Genomic DNA, 18,326 nt, shown 5'->3' with positions numbered 1-18,326 from the left:
GTAGCAGCATTCATGTGTCCGGCGAACGCCGAGGGCACAGACCCATTCTAGTTCAAATGGCGCCCCTTACTTTCCACTCGCCCATTCGTGGCGCTTCACCGGATCGGGTGCCGGGAAGCCGGTCGAATCGTGCGTGGGCTCAGGCGAGACCCCTCAGCGCGGCGGCGGGCGGCGCCTCGTCGCGCACCGCGGCGACGAGGTCGAGCACCCGGCGGGTCGCGGTCACGTCGTGCGCCCGGAAGACCCGCGCGCCGAGCCACGCGGCGACCGCCGTCGCGGCGAGCGTGCCCTCCAGGCGCTCCTCGGGCGGCAGGTCGAGCGTCTCCCCCACGAAGTCCTTGCGGGACAGCGCCATCAGCAGCGGGAAGCCGAGCCCCGACAGGGCGCCGGTACGGCGCAGCAGACGCAGCGAGTGCCACGTGTTCTTGCCGAAGTCGTGCGTGGGGTCCACGAGCACGGACGCGCGCGGCACGCCGCACGCCACGGCCCGCTCGGCGGCGGCCCGCAGGGTGGCCACGACGTCGCCCAGCAGGGCGTCCTGGTCGTCGGTCGAGGGGTACTCCACGCGGTACGGGTCCGTGCGGGGCACGGCCCCGCCGGTGTGCGAGCAGACGACGCCGACACCGGCCGCGCCCGCCACCTCCACCAGGCCCGGGTCGTGTCCTGCCCAGGTGTCGTTGATCAGGTCCGCCCCGGCGTCGATCGCCGCGCGGGCGACCCCGGCGCGCCAGGTGTCGACCGAGACGAGCAGGTCGGGCACGGCGCGGCGCACCGCGGCCACGAACGGCACGACGCGGCGGATCTCCTCTGCCTCGTCGACCGGTGTGCCGTTGCCGGCCCGCACGCCGCCGACGTCGAGGATCTCGGCGCCGTCGGCGTACGCACGCTCCGCGGCGGCCAGCGCCGCGGCGTCGTCGGGCACGCGGGCGGGCGCGTAGAACGAGTCGGTGGTGCGGTTCAGCACCGCCATCACCACCGGCCGCACCGCGCGCCCGTCCCGTCCGACCTCACGCCCGCGCAGCACCAGCGGGGCGGACGGCGGCGGGACGGCGCCCGCGGGCTCCTCCGGACGGTCCACCTAGGAGTTGCCCACGACGGCGTCGTGCCGGGCCGCGGCCGACGCCTGCTCGGTGGCGCGCTCCGCCGCCACCGCGGCCTGCAGCGCCGCCTGCTCGGCCGCGATCTGGTGGGCCCGGTCGACGACGTGCCGCACCGCGTCGGCCGGGTCGTCGGTCAGGTGGATGATGTCGAGATCCGCCTCGCTGATGACACCGTGCTCCAGCGCGGTGGTCCGGACCCACTCCAGGAGCCCGCCCCAGTACTTCTTTCCCACCAGGACGATCGGGAACTGGGTCACCTTGTGGGTCTGCACCAGGGTGACCGCTTCGAAGAGCTCGTCGAAGGTGCCGAATCCTCCGGGCATCACGATGAATCCCTGCGCGTACTTCAGGAACATCGTCTTTCGCGCGAAGAAGTAGCGGAAGTTGATACCCAGATTGACGTACTCGTTGACGCCCTGTTCGAAGGGCAGCTCGATACCGAGGCCGACCGACGTGCCGCCGGCCTCCGCCGCACCCTTGTTCGCGGCCTCCATGATTCCGGGCCCGCCGCCCGTGATGACGGCGTAGCCCGCCTCGACCAGCAGCCGGCCCACGGTCTCGCCCGCGTCGTAGTCCGGGTGACCGGGCTTGGTGCGTGCGGAGCCGAACACCGAGACCGCCTCGCCCAGCTCGGCAAGCGCGCCGAAGCCCTCCACGAACTCGCTCTGGATGCGCAGCACCCGCCAGGGGTCCGAGTGCAGCCAGTCGGTGTCCTGGTCGGGTGCCAGGAGGCGCTGGTCCGTCGTGGTGCGGGGGATCTGGTTCCCGCGCAGGAGCACCGGACCACGGCGATAGCCGCGGCCGGACTGTGGGATGCCGTCGTCGCTCATGCGACCAAACTAGTCGTCGAGCAGCCACGCTCGCAGCGCGTCGCGGCACTGCGCGAGCTGCGCGACGGGGAGGTGCTCGTCGTCCTTGTGCGCGAGCAGCGGGTCACCCGGGCCGAAGTTGACCGCGGGCACTCCCAGCTCGGCGAACCGGGCCACGTCGGTCCACCCGTACTTGGGGGCGGGCGCGCCACCCGTCGTGGCCAGCACCGACTGCACGAACTGGGCCGCCAACGGGTCGTCGAGGCCGGGGCGGGCGCCGCCCGCGGCGTCCGTCACGAGGACCTCGAAGCCCTCGAAGACCTCCCGCAGGTGGGCCTCCGCCCCGGCCACGGAGCGCGAGGGGGCGAAACGATAGTTCACCTCCACCGTGCAGGCGTCGGGGATGACGTTGCCCGCGATGCCGCCGTCGATCCGCACGGCGTTGAGGCCCTCGCGGTAGACCAGGCCGTCCACCTCGACCTCGCGCGGCGCGTAGGCCGCGAGCCGGGTCAGCACGGGCGCGACCGCGTGGATCGCGTTCTCGCCCGTCCACGCGCGCGCCGAGTGCGCGGCGACGCCGTGGGTGCGCACCTCGACCCGCATCGTGCCGTTGCAGCCGCCCTCGATGCCGGCGTTGGACGGCTCGCCCAGGATCGCGAAGTCGCCCCGCAGCAGCTCCGGGTGGTTGCGGGCCAGGCGGCCCAGGCCGTTCAGCGCGGAGTCGACCTCCTCGTGGTCGTAGAAGATCCACGTCAGGTCGTGCGCGGGCGCCGTGCCGGGCGCGCCGAGCTCGACCGCCAGGGCGAGCGCGACGGCGACCCCGCCGAGCATGTCCACGGTGCCGCGGCCCCAGAGCTCGGTGGTGCCGTCCTGCTCGACGAGGCGGGTCGGCAGGTTGTCCGCGATCGGCACGGTGTCGATGTGGCCGGCCACCACCACGCGCCGGTCCCGGCCGAGGTGCGTCCGGGCCACCAGGGCGTCGCCGTCGCGCAGCACGTCCAGGTGCGGGCAGGCCCGCAGGACCGCCTCGATCGTGTCGGCGAGGGCCCTCTCGTCGCCGCTGACGGACGGGATGTCGCACAGGATCCGGGTGAGGGCGACGAGGTCGGCCCCCTCGCCGGACGGGTCGAGCAGGGCAGGGTCGATCGCGTTGTCCACAGGGCAAGCCTAGGCGCTCGTCGTGGCCGTTAGGCTGGACGCATGACGACCGCATGGGGCTTCGGCCTTGCCACGATCGCCGACGACGGCACCACCCTCGACACCTGGTACCCGGAGCCCGCCCTCGGCGACGCGCCCGACGGCGCCACCCCGCCCGAGGCTCTCGCGGCGGCCGCGGGCGCGGACGCCGTCCGCGGCGTCCGGCTGGAGGTCGTGACCACGCAGATCGACCTCGCCGACCCCCCGAAGGGCGTCTCGGACGCCTACCTGCGCCTGCACCTGCTCTCGGCCCGCCTGGTCAAGCCGCACGGCCTCAACATGGACGGCATCTTCGGCGCGCTGACGAACGTGGTCTGGACCAGCGCCGGCCCGTGCGCCGTCGAGGGCTTCGAGGAGACCCGCCTGCGCCTGCGCGCCCGCGGCCACGTCACGGTGTTCGGCGTCGACAAGTTCCCCCGCATGGTCGACTACCTCGTCCCGTCGGGCGTCCGGATCGCCGACGCCGACCGGGTGCGCCTGGGCGCGTACCTCGCCCCCGGCACCACGGTGATGCACGAGGGCTTCGTGAACTTCAACGCCGGCACGCTCGGCGTGTCCATGGTCGAGGGCCGCATCTCGGCCGGGGTCACCGTGGGCGACGGGTCCGACGTCGGCGGTGGCGCCTCGATCATGGGCACCCTGTCCGGCGGCGGCAAGCAGGTCGTGTCGCTCGGCGAGCGCTGCCTGCTGGGCGCCAACGCCGGCCTCGGTATCCCCCTCGGCGACGACTGCGTGGTCGAGGCCGGCCTGTACCTGACCGCCGGCACCAAGGTGACGGTGCTCGGCGCGGCCGCCGACCCGTACGGCGACGGCACCGCGCCCGTCAAGGCGCGCGACCTCGCGGGCCGCAGCAACCTGCTCTTCCGCCGGAACTCCACCACGGGCGCCGTCGAGGTGCTCGACCGGACCGGCGTCGGCATCGAGCTCAACGAGGTGCTGCACGCCAACTGAGGCGCCCCGTACCCGTTTTGCACCATCCCTGACCAGGCGGATTACAATTCGTGGCCCTTCTGGTACCGCCCCGGACGACAGGGAGCACGTATGGCCATCCTGGCCGAGACCGGCCCGCCGGTCCCGCCACCCGTCGACGGCCCCCCGCCGCGACGGCAGCTGGGGCGCGCCCTGAAGTACATCGTGACGGTCTGCGCCGTGTGCGCGGTCGCCACGGTGGGCGTCGTCGTCGGGCTGAACCGGCTGACGGGGTCCGGGCCCGTCACCGAGCGCTGCACCGCCGTGCTCGAGGGCTCGAACTGGTACCTCTCGCCCGACCAGGCGGACAACGCGGCGCTCGTGGCCGGCACCGCGGTCGCCCGCGGCCTGCCGGCCCGGGCGGCCACGATCGGCCTGGCGACGGCGCTGCAGGAGTCCAAGCTCATCAACATCGACTACGGCGACCGTGACTCGGTGGGGCTGTTCCAGCAGCGGCCGTCCCAGGGCTGGGGCGACCCCCAGCAGATCCTGGACCCGGTGTACTCGACCAACGCCTTCTACGACGTGCTGGTCGAGGTCGAGGGGTACGAGGACATGGAGGTGACGGACGCCGCGCAGACCGTGCAGCGCTCCGCCTACCCCGACGCCTACGCGCAGCACGAGACGCGGTCGCGCGCCTGGGCCTCCGCCCTGACCGGCAACTCCCCCGCGGCCCTGTCGTGCGAGCTCGCACCGGTGGCCGACGCGGACCAGGTCGCCCCCGACGCCGCCCGGGATGCGGTGGCGGGCCGGCTGGGCCGGGACCTCGGGCTCGCGCCCGCGACCGGCGCGGCGGACCCGAACCGGCAGGACCCGGCGTCGGTCACCGTGACGGTCGACGCCACGCCCCTGACGCCGGACGACCCCCAGCGCGGCGGCTGGGCGACCGGCCAGTGGGCCGTCGCGACGGCCCAGTCCACGCAGGCCGTCGCGGTGCACGTGGACAACCGCGTGTGGCTGCGCGACGAGGCCGCGTGGGTCGACGCCGAGACGCGGCTGCCCCCGGGCGAGGTCAGCATCACGGTGGACGCCACCGAGTAACGGGGTCTCGACAGGCTCGACCAGCGGTGCCGGTGGTCGAGCCTGTCGAGACCTACCTCAGCTGCCGCCGCCCAGGAGGCCGCCGAGGCCGGACGAGTTGCCGCCCTCGTCCTGGCGCGGCGTGGGGCGCTCGTAGTCGTCGTCGACGTGCAGTTCCGCGATGTCCTCGCCGAGCTTGTTCAGCAGCGCGTGCCGCGCCTCGCGCCGGCGCCGCTGCTCCAGCGGCTCCGGCACCGGGGCGGCCGCGATGAGCCGCTGCGTGTACTCCTCGCGGGGGTGGTGCAGCACCTCCTCGCGGGGGCCCTGCTCCACGATGCGGCCGTTCTGCAGCACCACCACGCGGTGGGCCAGCAGGTCGATCACCGCGAGGTCGTGGCTCACGAAGAGGCACGCGAACTTGTACCGCTCCTGCAGCGACGTGAACATCTTGAGCACGTTGGCCTGCACGGACACGTCCAGGGCCGACGTCGGCTCGTCCGCGACCAGCAGCTCGGGGTCGAGCGTGAGCGCGCGGGCGATGCTCACGCGCTGGCGCTGGCCGCCGGAGAGCTCGTGCGGGTAGCGGTTGTAGACGCTGCGGGGCAGCTCGACGGCGTCGAGCAGCTCCAGCACGCGGCGGCGGCGCGACCGCTCGTCGCCCTCCTTGTGCACCACCAGCGGCTCGGCGATCACGTCACCGATCGGCAGGCGCGGGTTGAGCGACGACGCCGGGTCCTGGAACACGACGCCGATGCGCTTGCGCAGGGCCTTGAGCTCCTTGCCGCGCAGCTTGCCGAAGCCCGTGCCGAGGATCGACACCGAGCCGGAGGCCGCGGGGATGAGCCCCAGCGCGCACTTGGCGATCGTGGACTTGCCGGAGCCCGACTCGCCCACGAGGCCCACGATCTCGCCCTGCGCCACCGAGAGCGACACGTCGTCGACGGCCCGGAAGGTGGGCTTGCCCAGGCGGTGGTACTCGATGACGAGGTTGTTCAGGTCGAGCGCGGGCAGGTCCTCGGCGGCCGCCTCCACGGGCGCGACGTCGCCGAACTGCCCCGGCCCGGACCCCAGGTGGGGCACGGCGGCCAGCAGGCGCTTGGTGTAGTCGTGCCGCGGGTGGTTGAGCACCTGGTCGGCGGTGCCCGTCTCCACGAGGTCGCCCTTGAGCATGACGGCGACGCGGTCGGCCATGTCGGCCACGACACCCATGTTGTGGGTGATCAGCAGGATGCCGGTGTTCAGCTTGTCCTTGAGCGAGCGCAGCAGGTCGAGGATGTCGGCCTGCACGGTCACGTCGAGGGCCGTGGTGGGCTCGTCGGCGATGATCACCTTGGGGTCGCACGCGATCGCCATGGCGATGACGACGCGCTGCCGCTGGCCGCCGGACAGCTCGTGCGGGTACTGCTTGAGGCGGCGCTCCGGCTCGGGGATGCCGACCATGGCGAGCAGCTCGGCGGCCCGCGCCGTCGCCTGCTTGCCGTAGGCGATGCCGTGCAGCTGCAGGCCCTCGGTGAGCTGGTCGCCGATGGTGAGCACCGGGTTGAGCGCGGTCATGGGCTCCTGGAAGACCATGGCCACGTCGTTGCCGCGCATGTTGCGCAGGCCCCGGCCGTCGAGGGCGCCCACCTCCTTGTCGCCCACGCGGATGGTGCCGCCGACGCGGGCGTTGCGGGGCAGCAGGCCGAGCGCCGTCATCGACGTGACGGACTTGCCCGAGCCGGACTCGCCCACGAGCGCGACGACCTCGCCGGGCCGGACCTCCAGGTCGATGCCCTTGACGGCGTGCACGTCGCCGAACTCGGTCTTGAACGTGACGGTGAGGTCCTCGAAGGCGAGGACGGCGTCGCCGGTCGCCGTGGCAGGGCCGGAGGCGCTGATGTCGAGAGTCGTCATTCTCAGTCCTTGGTCCGGTTCTGGCGGGGGTCGAACGCGTCGCGCAGGCCGTCGCCGATGAAGTTCACGCACAGGGCGATGGTCAGGATCATCAGGCCCGGCCACCAGAACAGCCACGGCCGCGTCGCGAAGGCGGCCTGGTAGTCGGAGATGAGGGTACCCAGCGAGGTGTCGGGCGCCTGGACGCCGAACCCGAGGAAGCTCAGCGACGTCTCGAGCAGGATCGCCGCCGAGATCGAGAGCGTCGCGGACACGATGATGACGCCGACGGCGTTGGGCAGCACGTGCCGCGTGATGATGCGCCAGGGGCCGGTGCCGACCGCCTGGGCGGCGAGCACGAAGTCGCGCTCGCGCAGCGAGAGCACCTCACCGCGCACCAGCCGGGCCAGGCTCGTCCAGGTGACGAGGCCGAGCACGAGGGCCAGGCCGAGGATGCCCCAGCTCGAGGCCGTCTTGCCGAGCACGGCCGCGATCACCAGCAGCGGGATGACGATGAAGACGTCGGTGACCCGCATGAGGATCGACTCCAGCCACCCGCGGTAGAACCCCGCCAGCGCACCGATGAGCGTGCCCACGATCGTGGAGATGATGCCGACGGCGAACGCGATGATCAGCGAGAACTGCGTGCCGCGCATGACCAGCGCGAAGTAGTCCTTGCCGCCGGTGTCCTGACCGAACGGATACTCCCAGGTGGGCGCGCCGTCGCCGATCTTGTCGTACTGGAGCCGGTAGTCCTTGGGCCACCAGCCGGGGATGTCGCCGACGCCGATGGAGGTGAAGGCCACCACGATGATGATGCCCAGCACGATCATCGAGGTGAGGGCGGCGCGGTGCCGGAAGAAGCGCCGCGCGACGAGCTGGCCCTGGCTGTAGGACTTGTCCTCGCCGGGCAGCGGGTCGGCCGAGCCGCCGGCCGCGAGGCCGACCGCGTCGACGCCCGAGGCGGTCACCTGCGGCTCGTAGTCCTCGCCACCGGGGTTGCTGTTCCTGATGTCACTCATGTCTGTGTCTCCTGCCGTGGCCCGCGCTCAGCGCCGGATCCGGGGGTCGAGGGCCGCGTACGCGATGTCTGCCAGCAGGTTCATCAGCACGGCCGCAATACCCGTGACGAGGAAGAACGCCATCACGGGCGCCGGGTCGACGGCGTTCAGGCCGTCCTGGAACAGGGCACCCATGCCCTTCCAGCCGAACACCTGCTCCGTGATGATCGCGCCGCCGATGATGCCCGCGAAGTCGAACGCGATGATCGTGGTGATCGGGATCAGCGCGTTGCGGAACGCGTGCTTGACGATGACCTCACGCTCGGACAGGCCCTTGGACCGGCCGGTGCGCACGTAGTCCTGGTTCAGCGTCTCGAGCATCGAGGACCGCGTGTACCGCGAGTAGCTCGCCACGGAGACCAGCGTGAGCAGGATGGTCGGCAGCAGGATCTGCGTGCCCTTGTCGAGCACCTGCTCCCAGAAGTCGCCGGTGAAGTTCGGCGTCTGCGAGCCGATCGTCGAGATCGGGCGCGACTTGATGCCCAGGAAGCCGGACCAGTGCACGATCAGGATGTCGACGACGACCACGAGGCTGGTGATGACACCCGTGATGCCGGTGATGAGCATGGCCTGCTTGCGGGCGTAGCCGCCCCAGGCGGCACCGATGCCCACCGAGACGAGCACCGCGAGCACGAACAGCCCGGCGAGCAGCAGCCAGCTCGGGCTGTTGAACAGGGGCTGCGCGAACACGAGGTAGGAGAGCGTGCCGACGACGGCGGTGGTGAGCGCCGCGTAGAGCGCCCGCCTGTTCCGGATGCCGGCGACGAGCGACGTGACGAGCACGCCCGCGGCGAGCGACGTCACGAGCACGCCACCGACGCCGAACATCGGGTTGCGCCACCAGTCGAGGGCGTTGAAGACGAAGAGGACGACGGTGACGAACGCGAACACGACCGCCGCCGTCAGCAGCCGGCGCTTCCTCGTGCCGCCGAGCACGGCCTGGAGCAGGAAGGCCGCCACCACCGCGACTATCACGATGGTCAACGGCGCGTAGTGGCCGTCCGCGATCCAGTTGTTGTACTGGATGGCCGCGAACTCCTTGAGCAGCGTGGCGGCCCAGAACACGGGCAGCGAGAAGAAGAGGAACGCGCTGAACGTGATCGAGTAGTCGAAGCCCGAGTACTGCCGGATCGCGGTCAGGATGCCGAGCGCGATGCCGACGACGATGGCGAGCAGCGTGGCCACGGTCACCAGGCGCAGCGTGGAGCTGGCCGCCTGCTGCGTCAGGCCGAGCACGTCGACGCCGTTCACGGTGACGCCGAGGTCGCAGTTCCCGGTGAAGCAGCCTCCCACGCCTCTGAGCCAGTCCCAGTAGCGCTCGTACCAGGGATCGTCGAGCCGCATCAGCGCGATCCGCTGGTCGATGAGCTGCTGCTTGTTCTGGGAGTTGGACTCGCGCAGGTCCTTGAGCGGGTCGCCCGAGTTGATGGTCAGGACATACACGAGCAGTGAGGCGCCCAGCAGGACGAGCGCCGAGGCGCCGATGCGCCGGAGGATGAACTTGAGCACGGGGTGGCCCTTCGAGGCGGACGCAGCACGGCGTCTGCTGGGGAATGCGATCAGCGTGTCACTATAGGACACAGGATGAAAATTGCTGCCATTCGCCCTGGTCAGGACTGGAAATAATCCTGACCGGAAGCGAACAGCCCTGCGGGGAAGGGACCAGAGGCGCCCTTCCCCGCAGGTCTTGCGTCAGGCTCGCGTCAGGAGGCGCGGGCCCACTGCTCGGAGTTCCACAGCACACCGCTCTGAGCGGCGGTGTTCCGCACGTTCTCCAGGCTCGAGCTGCTGGCGATGACGCCCGGGTGGGCGAACAGCGGGATACCGAACAGGGTGTCCCACAGCTGCTTCTCGATGATCACGGTCTGCTCGGCGTGCACCGCCTCGTCCGTGGTGCCGGCCAGGGTCTTCCAGGCCTCGTCCACGGTCTTGTCGGAGTAGCCACCGTAGTTCTGCTGACCGGTGGTCGAGTAGATGTTCTCGCCCGAGGCGATCTGACCCGAGCCGGCCCAGGCGAACAGCGCGACCTCGTAGTCACCATTCGGCAGGTCCTTGTCGAAGAAGTCCGGCGCGGCGGAGTCGACGATCTCGAAGCCGACCTGGTCGCACGAGGACTTGATGGCCTCGACCTCGGCGGCACGACGCGGGTTCGGCGCGGCGTAGCCGATGCGAACCTTCTCGCCCTCCTTGAGGCCCGCGGCAGCGAACTTCTCCTTGGCGGCCTCGAGGTCGACCTCGTCGTACCGGCCGTCGTAGGACTCGGAGACCGTGGCCTCGTAGTTGTCCTGGAACGGGAAGACCTCGCGGGCGTCCATGACGACGGCCTCGGGGGCGATCGGCTTGATCAGGTCGTCCACGATCTTCTGGCGCGGCACGCAGAGCGCGAACGCCTCACGGGCCTCCAGCGAGTCGGAGAAGATGCCCGAGTTGAAGTTGAAGTCGAGGTGCTCCCAGGTCAGGTTCTGGTTGGTGTCCACCGTGACGGCGTCACCGAGCTGCTCGAGCTGCGTCACCGTGTCGACGGTCGGGCCGTTCGGCTGGATGACGTCGAGGTCACCGTTGGCGAGCGCCTGGATCTGCGCGTCGGCGGCCACGAAGCGGAAGGTCAGCTCCTTGGTCGCGGCGGGCGTGCCCCAGTACTTGTCGTTCGCCTCGAGGGTGATGTACTGACCGGCCTCCCAGCCGTCGGCCTTGAAGTCGTACGGGCCGCTCACGGGGGCGATCGCCGGGTCCGGGACCTCGCCCGGCTGCGACAGCCAGCCCTCGTTCCAGAACTTGGCGGCCTTCTTCAGGACGTCGAGGTCGAGGTCCTGGATCGCGGTGACGAGCTCCTCCGTGGAGACGCCCGCCTGCTCGGCGACCACGTGGGCCGGGAACGGCGAGCCGATCTGGATCTTCCAGTCGGCGTAGACGCGCTCGTAGTCGTAGGTGAACGACTTGGCGTCCGGGGAGTCCGCCTGCGGACCCTCGGGCACGTAGTCGCCCAGCGTCAGGCCGGAGATGTGGTTGAACAGCGGCGTCTCGGAGCCGTCGTCGGTGACCTTGCCGTCCTCGGTGATGGCCTGGGCCGCCCAGTCGAGCAGGTAGTCGGCGTAGGTGATCGGGGTGCCGTCGGACCAGGCAGCCTCGTCGTTGAGGGTGTACTCGACCTGCAGCGGGTCCTCGGACGTCGCCTCGTAGGTGCCGTACTCGTCGTCGGTGCAGATGGAGCCGTCGTTGCCGAAGTACCAGAAGCCGCCGAACAGACGCTCGGTGACCGCGCTGTTGTACGTGGAGTAGGTCTCCGGGGTGTTCGTGTTGTAGCCGAGGAACTCGTCCTCGACCGACACCTTGATCTCACCGTCGGCGGTGGTGACGTCCCCGAGGTCAGCCTTGCACGGACCGTCGGCCGCGGCCGACGTCGCCGTGGACTCACCCTCAGCCGGGTCGTCGTTGCCCGCCGGGCTGGTGCACGCCGAGAACAGCAGCGCGCCACTGGCGGCCACCGCGACGGCGGCGCTCAGTCGCCTGATCTTCAATGTTCCTCCTCAGGGGAATGCCGGCGCCGTGGTCACCCCCGCTACGCCGCAGCGCACGGGGGTGAGATGTCCGTCACCGTCATGGTTTCCGCTCACGCTACTCACGCGATGGGAGGGTTTGCCCTAGTTCGCCGTTTGGCGGATCTGATCGTTACCGACCTGATATCGCTCCGTAGCGGCGCCGTCGCCGCGCATCAAGAACGGAAACAGAGTGGTAACACCTCGGGTGAAATTTCACACCCATCCGTGGGAACGCGCCACCGCGACGAAGGCACCCCGGGTCGCGAGCACCTGCTCGGCGGTGAGGGTGGGCACGCCGGCGAGCAGCACCTCGGTCACCTCGACGGCGAGCTCGCGCTCGGACGGGCCGTCGCCCTCGGGCCGCGAACCGGCGTCGGGCAGGGGCGGGAGGAAGGTGGGGACCGGCGCCGTGGCCGCACCCGCGCCGACCGCGGCCGCCGTCATCGACGGGGCCAGGGCGGGGGCCGGTGCCACCAGGGTGACCGTGGAGGCCTTCAGGCCCCGGTCGCCGTCCTCCACCGCGAAGTCCACGACCGCGCCCACGGCGAGGTTGCGCTTGTCGAACTCGAGGTCGTTGACGTGGATGAACACGTCGTCCCCACCGGTGTCCGGTGCAACGAACCCGTAGCCGCGAACCTCGTCGAACCTGATGACCTTGCCTTGAACCACGACACACACTCCGCCTCGTAAGAATCCCTGCGTGATCGAGTCTAGGACGCTTGTCCAACTCCGCCTGGGCAACGCGCGCGAGGGGTCCTGCGTTCCGTCCGGGCCAGGTCCGGGTCATGGCGGGTTCACGACCACCACGGTTCCCCGGCGGTGGCATACCACGTAGCGTGGCGGCCATGTGCCTGCCACCGAGCAGTCCGAGGCGAGCCCGCTGAGCGCCGAGGTCTGGTACGCGAGCTACGGGTCGAACATGGCCCGGGCCCGGCTGGCCTGCTACCTCCAGGGCGGGCGGCCGCCCGGCGCGCGGCGGCGCTACCCCGGCGCCCGGGACCGCACCCCGCCCCGCGAGGACCGGGCGGTCCACCTGCCCGGGCGGCTCTGGTTCGCCGGCGAGTCCGCCGTGTGGGGCGGCGGCACCGCCTTCTACGACCACGACGCCGAGGGCCCGACACCGGCCCGCGCGTACCGGATCACGGCCGCCCAGCTCGCCGACATCGCCGCCCAGGAGATGCACCGCTACCCCGTGGCCGACCCGATGGAGGCCTGGCTGCGCTCGGGCGTCGCGGGCCACACCGCTCGCCACACCGCGGGACCGGGCCGGTACGAGACGCTCGTCGCCGTCGGGCGGCTGGACGGGCTGCCGATGCTCACCTTCACCGCGCCGCACGGGCACGCGGGCCGGCCCCACGCGGCGCCGTCCGCGGCGTACCTGGCGATGATCTCGGCGGGCCTGCGCGAGGCGCACGGCTGGACGGACGCCGAGGTCGCGACCTATCTGGCCGCCGTCGTCCCTCGCGCCGAGCCCGGCGGACGGCGCTAGCGTGCCGACATGACGATCCGGGCGCTGGAGACCTCCGAGGTGCTGCGGCGCGCGGACGAGATCGCCCGCATCTTCCAGCGCGCCTTCGGCTACTCGGACGAGCGCCGCGACCACTTCCGCGACACCCGGCTCGCCTACCTGCCCCTCTACGACGGCGCGCTGACCTTCGGCGCGTTCGAGGACGACGCGCTGGTGGGCTTCGTGTACGGGTTCGACTACCAGCCCGGCCACTGGTGGCCGCAGCAGGTGGGTCCCGCGCTCGACCGGGCCGGGCACGGCGAGTGGACGGTGGACACGTTCGAGCTCAACGAGCTGGAGATCCTGCCCGGCTACCAGGGGCGAGGCCTCGGGACCGCGCTGCTGCGCACGCTGCTCGACCGGACCCCGCACCGCCACACCCTGCTGTCCACCACCGCCGACCCGGCCGACCGGGCCAAGGTGCTCTACCGGCGCCTCGGGTTCGTGGACCTGGTGCCCGGCTTCCGGTACGCCGGCGTCAGCGAGCCGGCCAACATCATGGGCCGGCGGCGGGCTCAGCGCTCCCAGACGTAGGGCGTCGTGGTGGACACCTTGGCGAAGCCGTAACGCTCCAGGATGGGACGCGAGTACTCGGTGGAGTCGCTGTTGATCAGCGTCTTGCCCTGCGCCAGCGCCGAGCGCGCGCGGGCCGCCGTCAGCGCCCGGTAGATGCCCCGGCGGCGCCACTCCGGCCGGGTGCTGCCGCCCCAGATCCCCGCGAAGTCGGTGCCCGGAACGGGCTCCAGCCGGCCGGCGGTGACGATCTGGCCGTCGGCCTCGGCGACCCAGAGCTCCATCTCGGGGTCGATGGACTGCCGGCGCAGGATCGCGTTCGCCGTCTTGTCCGAGACCGGGGCGCCGAACACCTCGTCCTGCATGGCGCACATGGCGCGCACGTCCGGCTCCTCGGTGACGCGGCGCAGGGTGACGCCGTCGGGCAGCGGGACGTCGACCGCGAGGGCCCGGGCCTCGCCGATCATGATCGACTCCGGCTCCTCGGGCTCGAACCCGTGCGCCAGCAGGGCCTCGTGCAGCCCCGGCGCGTGGTCGTGGCCGCGGGTCTTCCACTCGACCTTCGTGATCCCACCGTCGGCCCGGAAGTGGGCCACCGCGCCGTCGGCCAGCTCGCGCACGCCCGCCTCGTCGGCACCGCCGAGGTCGCGGTAGGTGACGAAGCCCCGGCCGCCCAGGAAGGTCACGAGCCGCAGGGGCCCGAGGAGCGTGACGGAGACGGCGCTGGGCGTCTCGGCGTCGGTACGGAGCTGTTCGTCGTACGCCTTCAGCAGGCGGGAAAGATCGGTCATGGGGACACCGTCCTTCGTCGAAGGCGCCCCGAGCAACGGATTTTGCCCGTGTCAGACGTACAGGTCCCTCCAGGGACCTGTACGTCTGACACGTGGGGTCAGTCCTTGGTGATGGTGCCGCCGTCGGCGACCACCGGGACACCGTTCTCCGGCGTGGCCGGGGTGTCGTCGGCGTCCTCCGTGGCGGACGACGCCGAGGTGGAGAGCTCGAACGGCTCGCCGTCGTGCTTCTCGACGCCGGTGTCGACCGTCTCGGCCAGCACCTGCACCGCCAGCTCCCGTTTGAGGACCAGCGGGTCGCTGGAGAGGTCCTTCCACAACGCCACGCAGAGCACGAGCATCACCACGACGAACGGCAGCGCGGAGACGATGGTGATGTTCTTCAGGCCGTTCAGCGCGGCGGCTGGATCGTCGCCGCCGGCCAGCAGCATCGCCGCGGCCACGGCACCCGTGCTGACGCCCCAGAAGATCACCGACTTCTTGGTGGGGTCCTCGGCGCCGTTCTCCGAGAGCCCGCCCATGATGATCGACGCGGAGTCTGCACCGGTGACGAAGAAGATGGCCACGAGCACGACCGCGAGGATCATCAGCGCGACCCCCACCCAGGTGGGCACCGGCAGCGCGCCGAGCATCTGGAAGAAGATGAGGTCGAAGTTGATGTCGGCCCCGCCCTCCCCGATCGCGGCGAGGGCCTTGCCCGCGTCCTGCGCCTGCTCGGCGCGCTCCTGGAGGCCGATGGCACCGCCACCGAAGATCGCGAACCAGATGGTCGACACGATCGAGGGCACCAGCAGCACGCCGGTGACGAACTGGCGCACCGTGCGGCCGCGCGAGATGCGGGCGATGAACGGGCCGACGAACGGCGTCCAGGACACCCACCAGGCCCAGTAGAAGATGGTCCAGGAGCCCATCCAGTCCGCGAGCGACTGGTCGCCGGACGCGGCGGTCCGCGAGGCCATCTCGGGCAGGTCGCCGACGAAGGCGCCGAGGGAGGCGGGCAGCACGTTCAGGATGAAGAGCGTGGGGCCGCCGATGAAGACGATGATCGCAAGCAGGAGCGCGAGCCACATGTTGGCATTGGACAGCCACTGGATGCCGCGCTCGATGCCGGACACGGCCGAGACGACGAACAGGCAGGTCAGGATCGCGATGATCATGACGAGCGTGGCCGTGCCGACCGACTCCATGACGCCCGAGTGCTGGATGCCGCCGCCGATCTGCAGGGCACCGAGGCCCAGGGAGCACGCGGAGCCGAACAGGGTGGCGAGGATCGCGAGGATGTTGATGACCCGGCCGCCGGCGCCGTTGACGGCCTTGCGGCCGAACAGCGAGGTGAACATCGCGCTGAACAGCTGCGCGCGGCCCAGGCGGTAGGTGCCGTAGGCCATGCCGAGACCGACGATGGCGTACATGGCCCAGGGGTACAGGGTCCAGTGGAAGAGGGTCTGTCCCATCGCCGTGGCCGCGGCGGCGGGCGTGGAGCCGTCGACGGTGCCGGGCGGGGGCGCCATGTAGAAGTAGAGGGGCTCGCCGACGCCGTAGAACATGAGGCCGATGCCCATGCCGGTCGCGAACATCATCGCGATCCACGACGGGGTCGAGAACTGCGGCTTCTCGCCGTCCTGACCCAGCGGGATCTTGCCGAACTTGCCCATCGCGACCACGATCACGAAGACGGTGAAGATCGTGGCGGCCGTGACGAACAGCCAGCCGAAGTTCTTCAGGACGCCGTTGAGCGCGCTGTCCGCCACCGTGCCGAGGCTGTCGGGGCTGGCGAAGCCCCACACGATGAACGCGAGCGCGATAAGACCTGCGACGCCGAAGACGATCCGGTCGGTGCCGACGCGCTGGTCCTGCGGGCCCTTCGCGGCCCGCTCGACCCGGCGCGCCGCGTGCTGGACCCGTCCCAGCAGGGTCTTGGTGGATTCTGAAGTACTCATCACAACGGCCCTCCGCTCCGCCCGGGTCTGCCGGGTGGTCACACAGGGAAGGCCAGGACTCCTTTACACATGAAGCGACGATTTACCGAGCGCTTCACGTTAGCACCACACCTGCTTTTCACCCCGGCGAGCGGACGGCGGCACGCCAGTGGGCGCGCCGCCGTCGGTCAGCCCTTGAGGCCGCTGTGCGCGAGGCCCTGGACGAACTGCTTCTGCGCCAGGAGGAAGACGGCCAGGACGGGCAGCACGGTGAGCGTCGTCGCTGCTAGCTGGACGTTCCACATGGGCCCGCCGTACGCGTCGACGTACTGCGTCAGGGCCTGCGGGAGCGTGAAGTTCTCCTTGCTGGAGAGGTACACGATGGGCTCGAGGTAGAGGTTCCAGGACTTGAGGAACGTGAAGATCGCCACGGCGCCCAGCGCCGACCGGGACAGCGGGAGCGCGATGCGCCAGAAGACGCCCCAGCGGCCGAGCCCGTCGATCCGGCCCGCCTCCTCCAGCTCGGTGGGCAGCCCCAGGAAGAACTGGCGCATGATGAACACGGCCAGCACGGCGGGCGCCCCGAGCACGGGGATGACGATCAGCGGCCAGTGGGTGTTGATGAGCCCGAGGCTGTTGACGATGCGGAACAGCGGGACGATCGTCACCTCGGACGGGACCAGCAGGCCCACGAGCACCAGCACGAACAGGGCGTTGGCGCCGGGGAAGCGGATCCGCGCGAACGCGTAGCCCGCCATCGCCGCCACCAGCATGGTGCCGAGGGTGACCAGCACCGCGATGTACAGGGAGTTCCAGTACTGCTGCGCGAACGGCTGGAGCGTGAAGACCCGGCCGTAGGCCTCCAGGGACGGGTCCTGCGGCCAGATGGTCGGCACCCGGCGCAGGATCTCGCTCATCGGCTTGAGGCTGGACGTCGCCATCCACCACGTGGGGAAGACGAACGGCAGGCTCAGCACGGCCAGGAGGAGCACGAGCAGCCACCGGGTCAGGCCGCGGCGGGCCCTGACGCCCAGGGGCGGGCGCCGTGCCGGGCCGGGCGCCGCGTCCCGGGTGTCGCCCGGCGGCACGGCCGGGGCGCTGGGCCCGGGCCGCCCGGGGGCGGGCGCGGGCATGACGTCAGACTTCATGGAAGACCCACCTCTTGCGCGACTGCCACTGCAGCAGCGTCAGTACGAGGACGATGAGGAACAGGAGCACCGCCAGGGCGCTGGCGTAGCCGAACTCGTTGAACCGGAACGCCTGCTGGTACAGGTAGTAGACGAGCACCGTGGTCGAGTTGCCGGGGCCGCCGCCGGTGAGGACGTCGATCTGTGCGAACACCTCGAGCGAGCCGACGATCGTGATGATCGAGACCAGCAGGATGGTGGGGCTGATCAGCGGCAGGGTGATCGACCGGAAGCGCCGCCACGCGCCGGCGCCGTCGAGCCGGGCCGCCTCCTGCAGCTCCTCGGGCACGCCCTGCAGCGCGGCGAGGAACAGGATCATGTTCAGGCCGACGTTCTTGAAGACCTGCACGATGACGACGGCGATCATGGCCGTGGTGGGGTGCCGCAGCCAGTTGGGGCCCTCGGCGCCGAGCACGGACAGGAACCCGTTGATGCCGCCGTCGGCCTGGAGCAGGAAGCTCCAGACGATGGTCCACGCGACGAGCGAGACGACGACGGGCGAGAAGAAGAAGGTCCGGAACGTGGTGGTGCCGGGCAGCTTCTGGTTGAGCAGCACGGCGAGCAACAGCGCCAGCGCGATGTTCACCACGACGAGCCCGATCGAGAACCACACGGTCGCCAGGAGCGCGTCGCCCAGCCCCGGGTCGGACGCCATCCGCTGGTAGTTCTCCGCCCCGACGAACGTGAAGGTGTTCGCCAGGACGTTCCACTCGTGCAGGGAGTACCAGACCACCATGCCGAGCGGCAGGACGACGAAGGCGAGGGACCCCAGGACCACCGGGGCGACCATCGTGTACCCGACGAGCCAGTCGCGGCGCACCGCCGCTGACGCTGTTGCCACG

At 70.9% G+C, this 18,326-nt stretch carries 16 protein-coding genes; 4 read left to right on the top strand and 12 right to left on the bottom strand.

What is annotated here, in order from left to right:
* Nucleotides 1-139: 139 nt before the first annotated feature.
* The 3 genes from folP to dapE are packed head-to-tail and all read right to left on the bottom strand — an operon-like array spanning nt 140 to nt 3,067.
* Entirely contained in the window at nt 140-1,078 is a 939-nt protein-coding gene (folP, locus tag H291_RS0102420) for a dihydropteroate synthase (RefSeq protein ID WP_020013385.1), read from the bottom strand.
* Entirely contained in the window at nt 1,079-1,930 is an 852-nt protein-coding gene (locus H291_RS0102415; protein ID WP_020013384.1) for a TIGR00730 family Rossman fold protein, read from the bottom strand.
* A gap of 9 nt (nt 1,931-1,939) precedes the next feature.
* Nucleotides 1,940-3,067, bottom strand: coding sequence for a succinyl-diaminopimelate desuccinylase (gene dapE, locus H291_RS0102410; protein ID WP_020013383.1), 1,128 nt, complete (start codon nt 3,065-3,067; stop codon nt 1,940-1,942).
* A 42-nt stretch (nt 3,068-3,109) separates the two neighbouring features.
* Here dapE and dapD point away from each other — a divergent pair, with 42 nt between their 5' ends.
* Nucleotides 3,110-4,057 carry a 2,3,4,5-tetrahydropyridine-2,6-dicarboxylate N-succinyltransferase gene (gene dapD, locus H291_RS0102405; protein ID WP_020013382.1) on the top strand — a complete coding sequence of 316 codons (948 nt, stop codon included), beginning with the start codon at nt 3,110-3,112 and terminating at the stop codon, nt 4,055-4,057.
* A 90-nt stretch (nt 4,058-4,147) separates the two neighbouring features.
* A complete protein-coding gene (locus H291_RS0102400) occupies nt 4,148-5,116 on the top strand; it encodes a hypothetical protein (RefSeq protein WP_020013381.1) in 969 nt (322 codons plus the stop codon).
* A gap of 57 nt (nt 5,117-5,173) precedes the next feature.
* Here the strand turns inward: H291_RS0102400 and H291_RS28305 are convergent, their stop codons facing one another.
* The 5 genes from H291_RS28305 to H291_RS0102375 form a co-directional block, all read right to left on the bottom strand.
* Nucleotides 5,174-6,988 carry an ABC transporter ATP-binding protein gene (locus H291_RS28305; protein WP_020013380.1) on the bottom strand — a complete coding sequence of 605 codons (1,815 nt, stop codon included), beginning with the start codon at nt 6,986-6,988 and terminating at the stop codon, nt 5,174-5,176.
* Nucleotides 6,989-6,990: 2 nt separating this feature from the next.
* The gene (locus tag H291_RS0102390) at nt 6,991-7,989 is read right to left on the bottom strand and encodes an ABC transporter permease (protein ID WP_020013379.1); all 999 of its coding nucleotides are present in this window, start codon (nt 7,987-7,989) and stop codon (nt 6,991-6,993) included.
* A 27-nt stretch (nt 7,990-8,016) separates the two neighbouring features.
* On the bottom strand, nt 8,017-9,537 hold the full coding sequence (locus H291_RS0102385; RefSeq protein WP_020013378.1) for an ABC transporter permease: 1,521 nt from the start codon (nt 9,535-9,537) through the stop codon (nt 8,017-8,019).
* Nucleotides 9,538-9,731: 194 nt separating this feature from the next.
* On the bottom strand, nt 9,732-11,546 hold the full coding sequence (locus H291_RS0102380; RefSeq protein ID WP_020013377.1) for an ABC transporter substrate-binding protein: 1,815 nt from the start codon (nt 11,544-11,546) through the stop codon (nt 9,732-9,734).
* 234 nt (nt 11,547-11,780) lie between these two features.
* Nucleotides 11,781-12,236 carry a cold-shock protein gene (locus tag H291_RS0102375; protein ID WP_020013376.1) on the bottom strand — a complete coding sequence of 152 codons (456 nt, stop codon included), beginning with the start codon at nt 12,234-12,236 and terminating at the stop codon, nt 11,781-11,783.
* A 178-nt stretch (nt 12,237-12,414) separates the two neighbouring features.
* Between H291_RS0102375 and H291_RS0102370 the strand changes: the two genes are divergently transcribed.
* The gene (locus H291_RS0102370) at nt 12,415-13,056 is read left to right on the top strand and encodes a hypothetical protein (RefSeq protein WP_020013375.1); all 642 of its coding nucleotides are present in this window, start codon (nt 12,415-12,417) and stop codon (nt 13,054-13,056) included.
* A 9-nt stretch (nt 13,057-13,065) separates the two neighbouring features.
* Nucleotides 13,066-13,608, top strand: a complete 543-nt coding sequence (locus H291_RS28300; RefSeq protein WP_020013374.1) for a GNAT family N-acetyltransferase — start codon at nt 13,066-13,068, stop codon at nt 13,606-13,608.
* On the opposite strand, the gene H291_RS0102360 is transcribed toward H291_RS28300, so the two are convergent.
* The 4 genes from H291_RS0102360 to H291_RS0102345 all read right to left on the bottom strand — a co-directional run bounded on the left by H291_RS0102360 (nt 13,590) and on the right by H291_RS0102345 (nt 18,325).
* Nucleotides 13,590-14,378: a GNAT family N-acetyltransferase gene (locus tag H291_RS0102360; RefSeq protein ID WP_020013373.1), complete on the bottom strand. Its 789-nt coding sequence runs from the start codon at nt 14,376-14,378 to the stop codon at nt 13,590-13,592. The genes H291_RS28300 and H291_RS0102360 overlap by 19 nt on opposite strands.
* Before the next feature lie 98 nt (nt 14,379-14,476).
* A complete protein-coding gene (locus H291_RS0102355) occupies nt 14,477-16,318 on the bottom strand; it encodes a BCCT family transporter (protein ID WP_020013372.1) in 1,842 nt (613 codons plus the stop codon).
* Between the two features lie 167 nt (nt 16,319-16,485).
* Entirely contained in the window at nt 16,486-17,445 is a 960-nt protein-coding gene (locus tag H291_RS0102350) for a carbohydrate ABC transporter permease (RefSeq protein WP_232215967.1), read from the bottom strand.
* A complete protein-coding gene (locus H291_RS0102345) occupies nt 17,435-18,325 on the bottom strand; it encodes a carbohydrate ABC transporter permease (RefSeq protein WP_232215966.1) in 891 nt (296 codons plus the stop codon). The genes H291_RS0102350 and H291_RS0102345 overlap by 11 nt, the downstream gene beginning before the upstream one ends.
* Nucleotide 18,326 lies beyond the last annotated feature (1 nt).

Origin of the sequence: Promicromonospora sukumoe 327MFSha3.1 (assembly GCF_000385135.1) — a bacterium.
GTDB classification, from domain to species: domain Bacteria; phylum Actinomycetota; class Actinomycetes; order Actinomycetales; family Cellulomonadaceae; genus Promicromonospora; species Promicromonospora sukumoe_B.
Note: the sequence above shows the minus strand (reverse complement) of the source record. Positions and strands in the feature narration are given on the sequence as shown.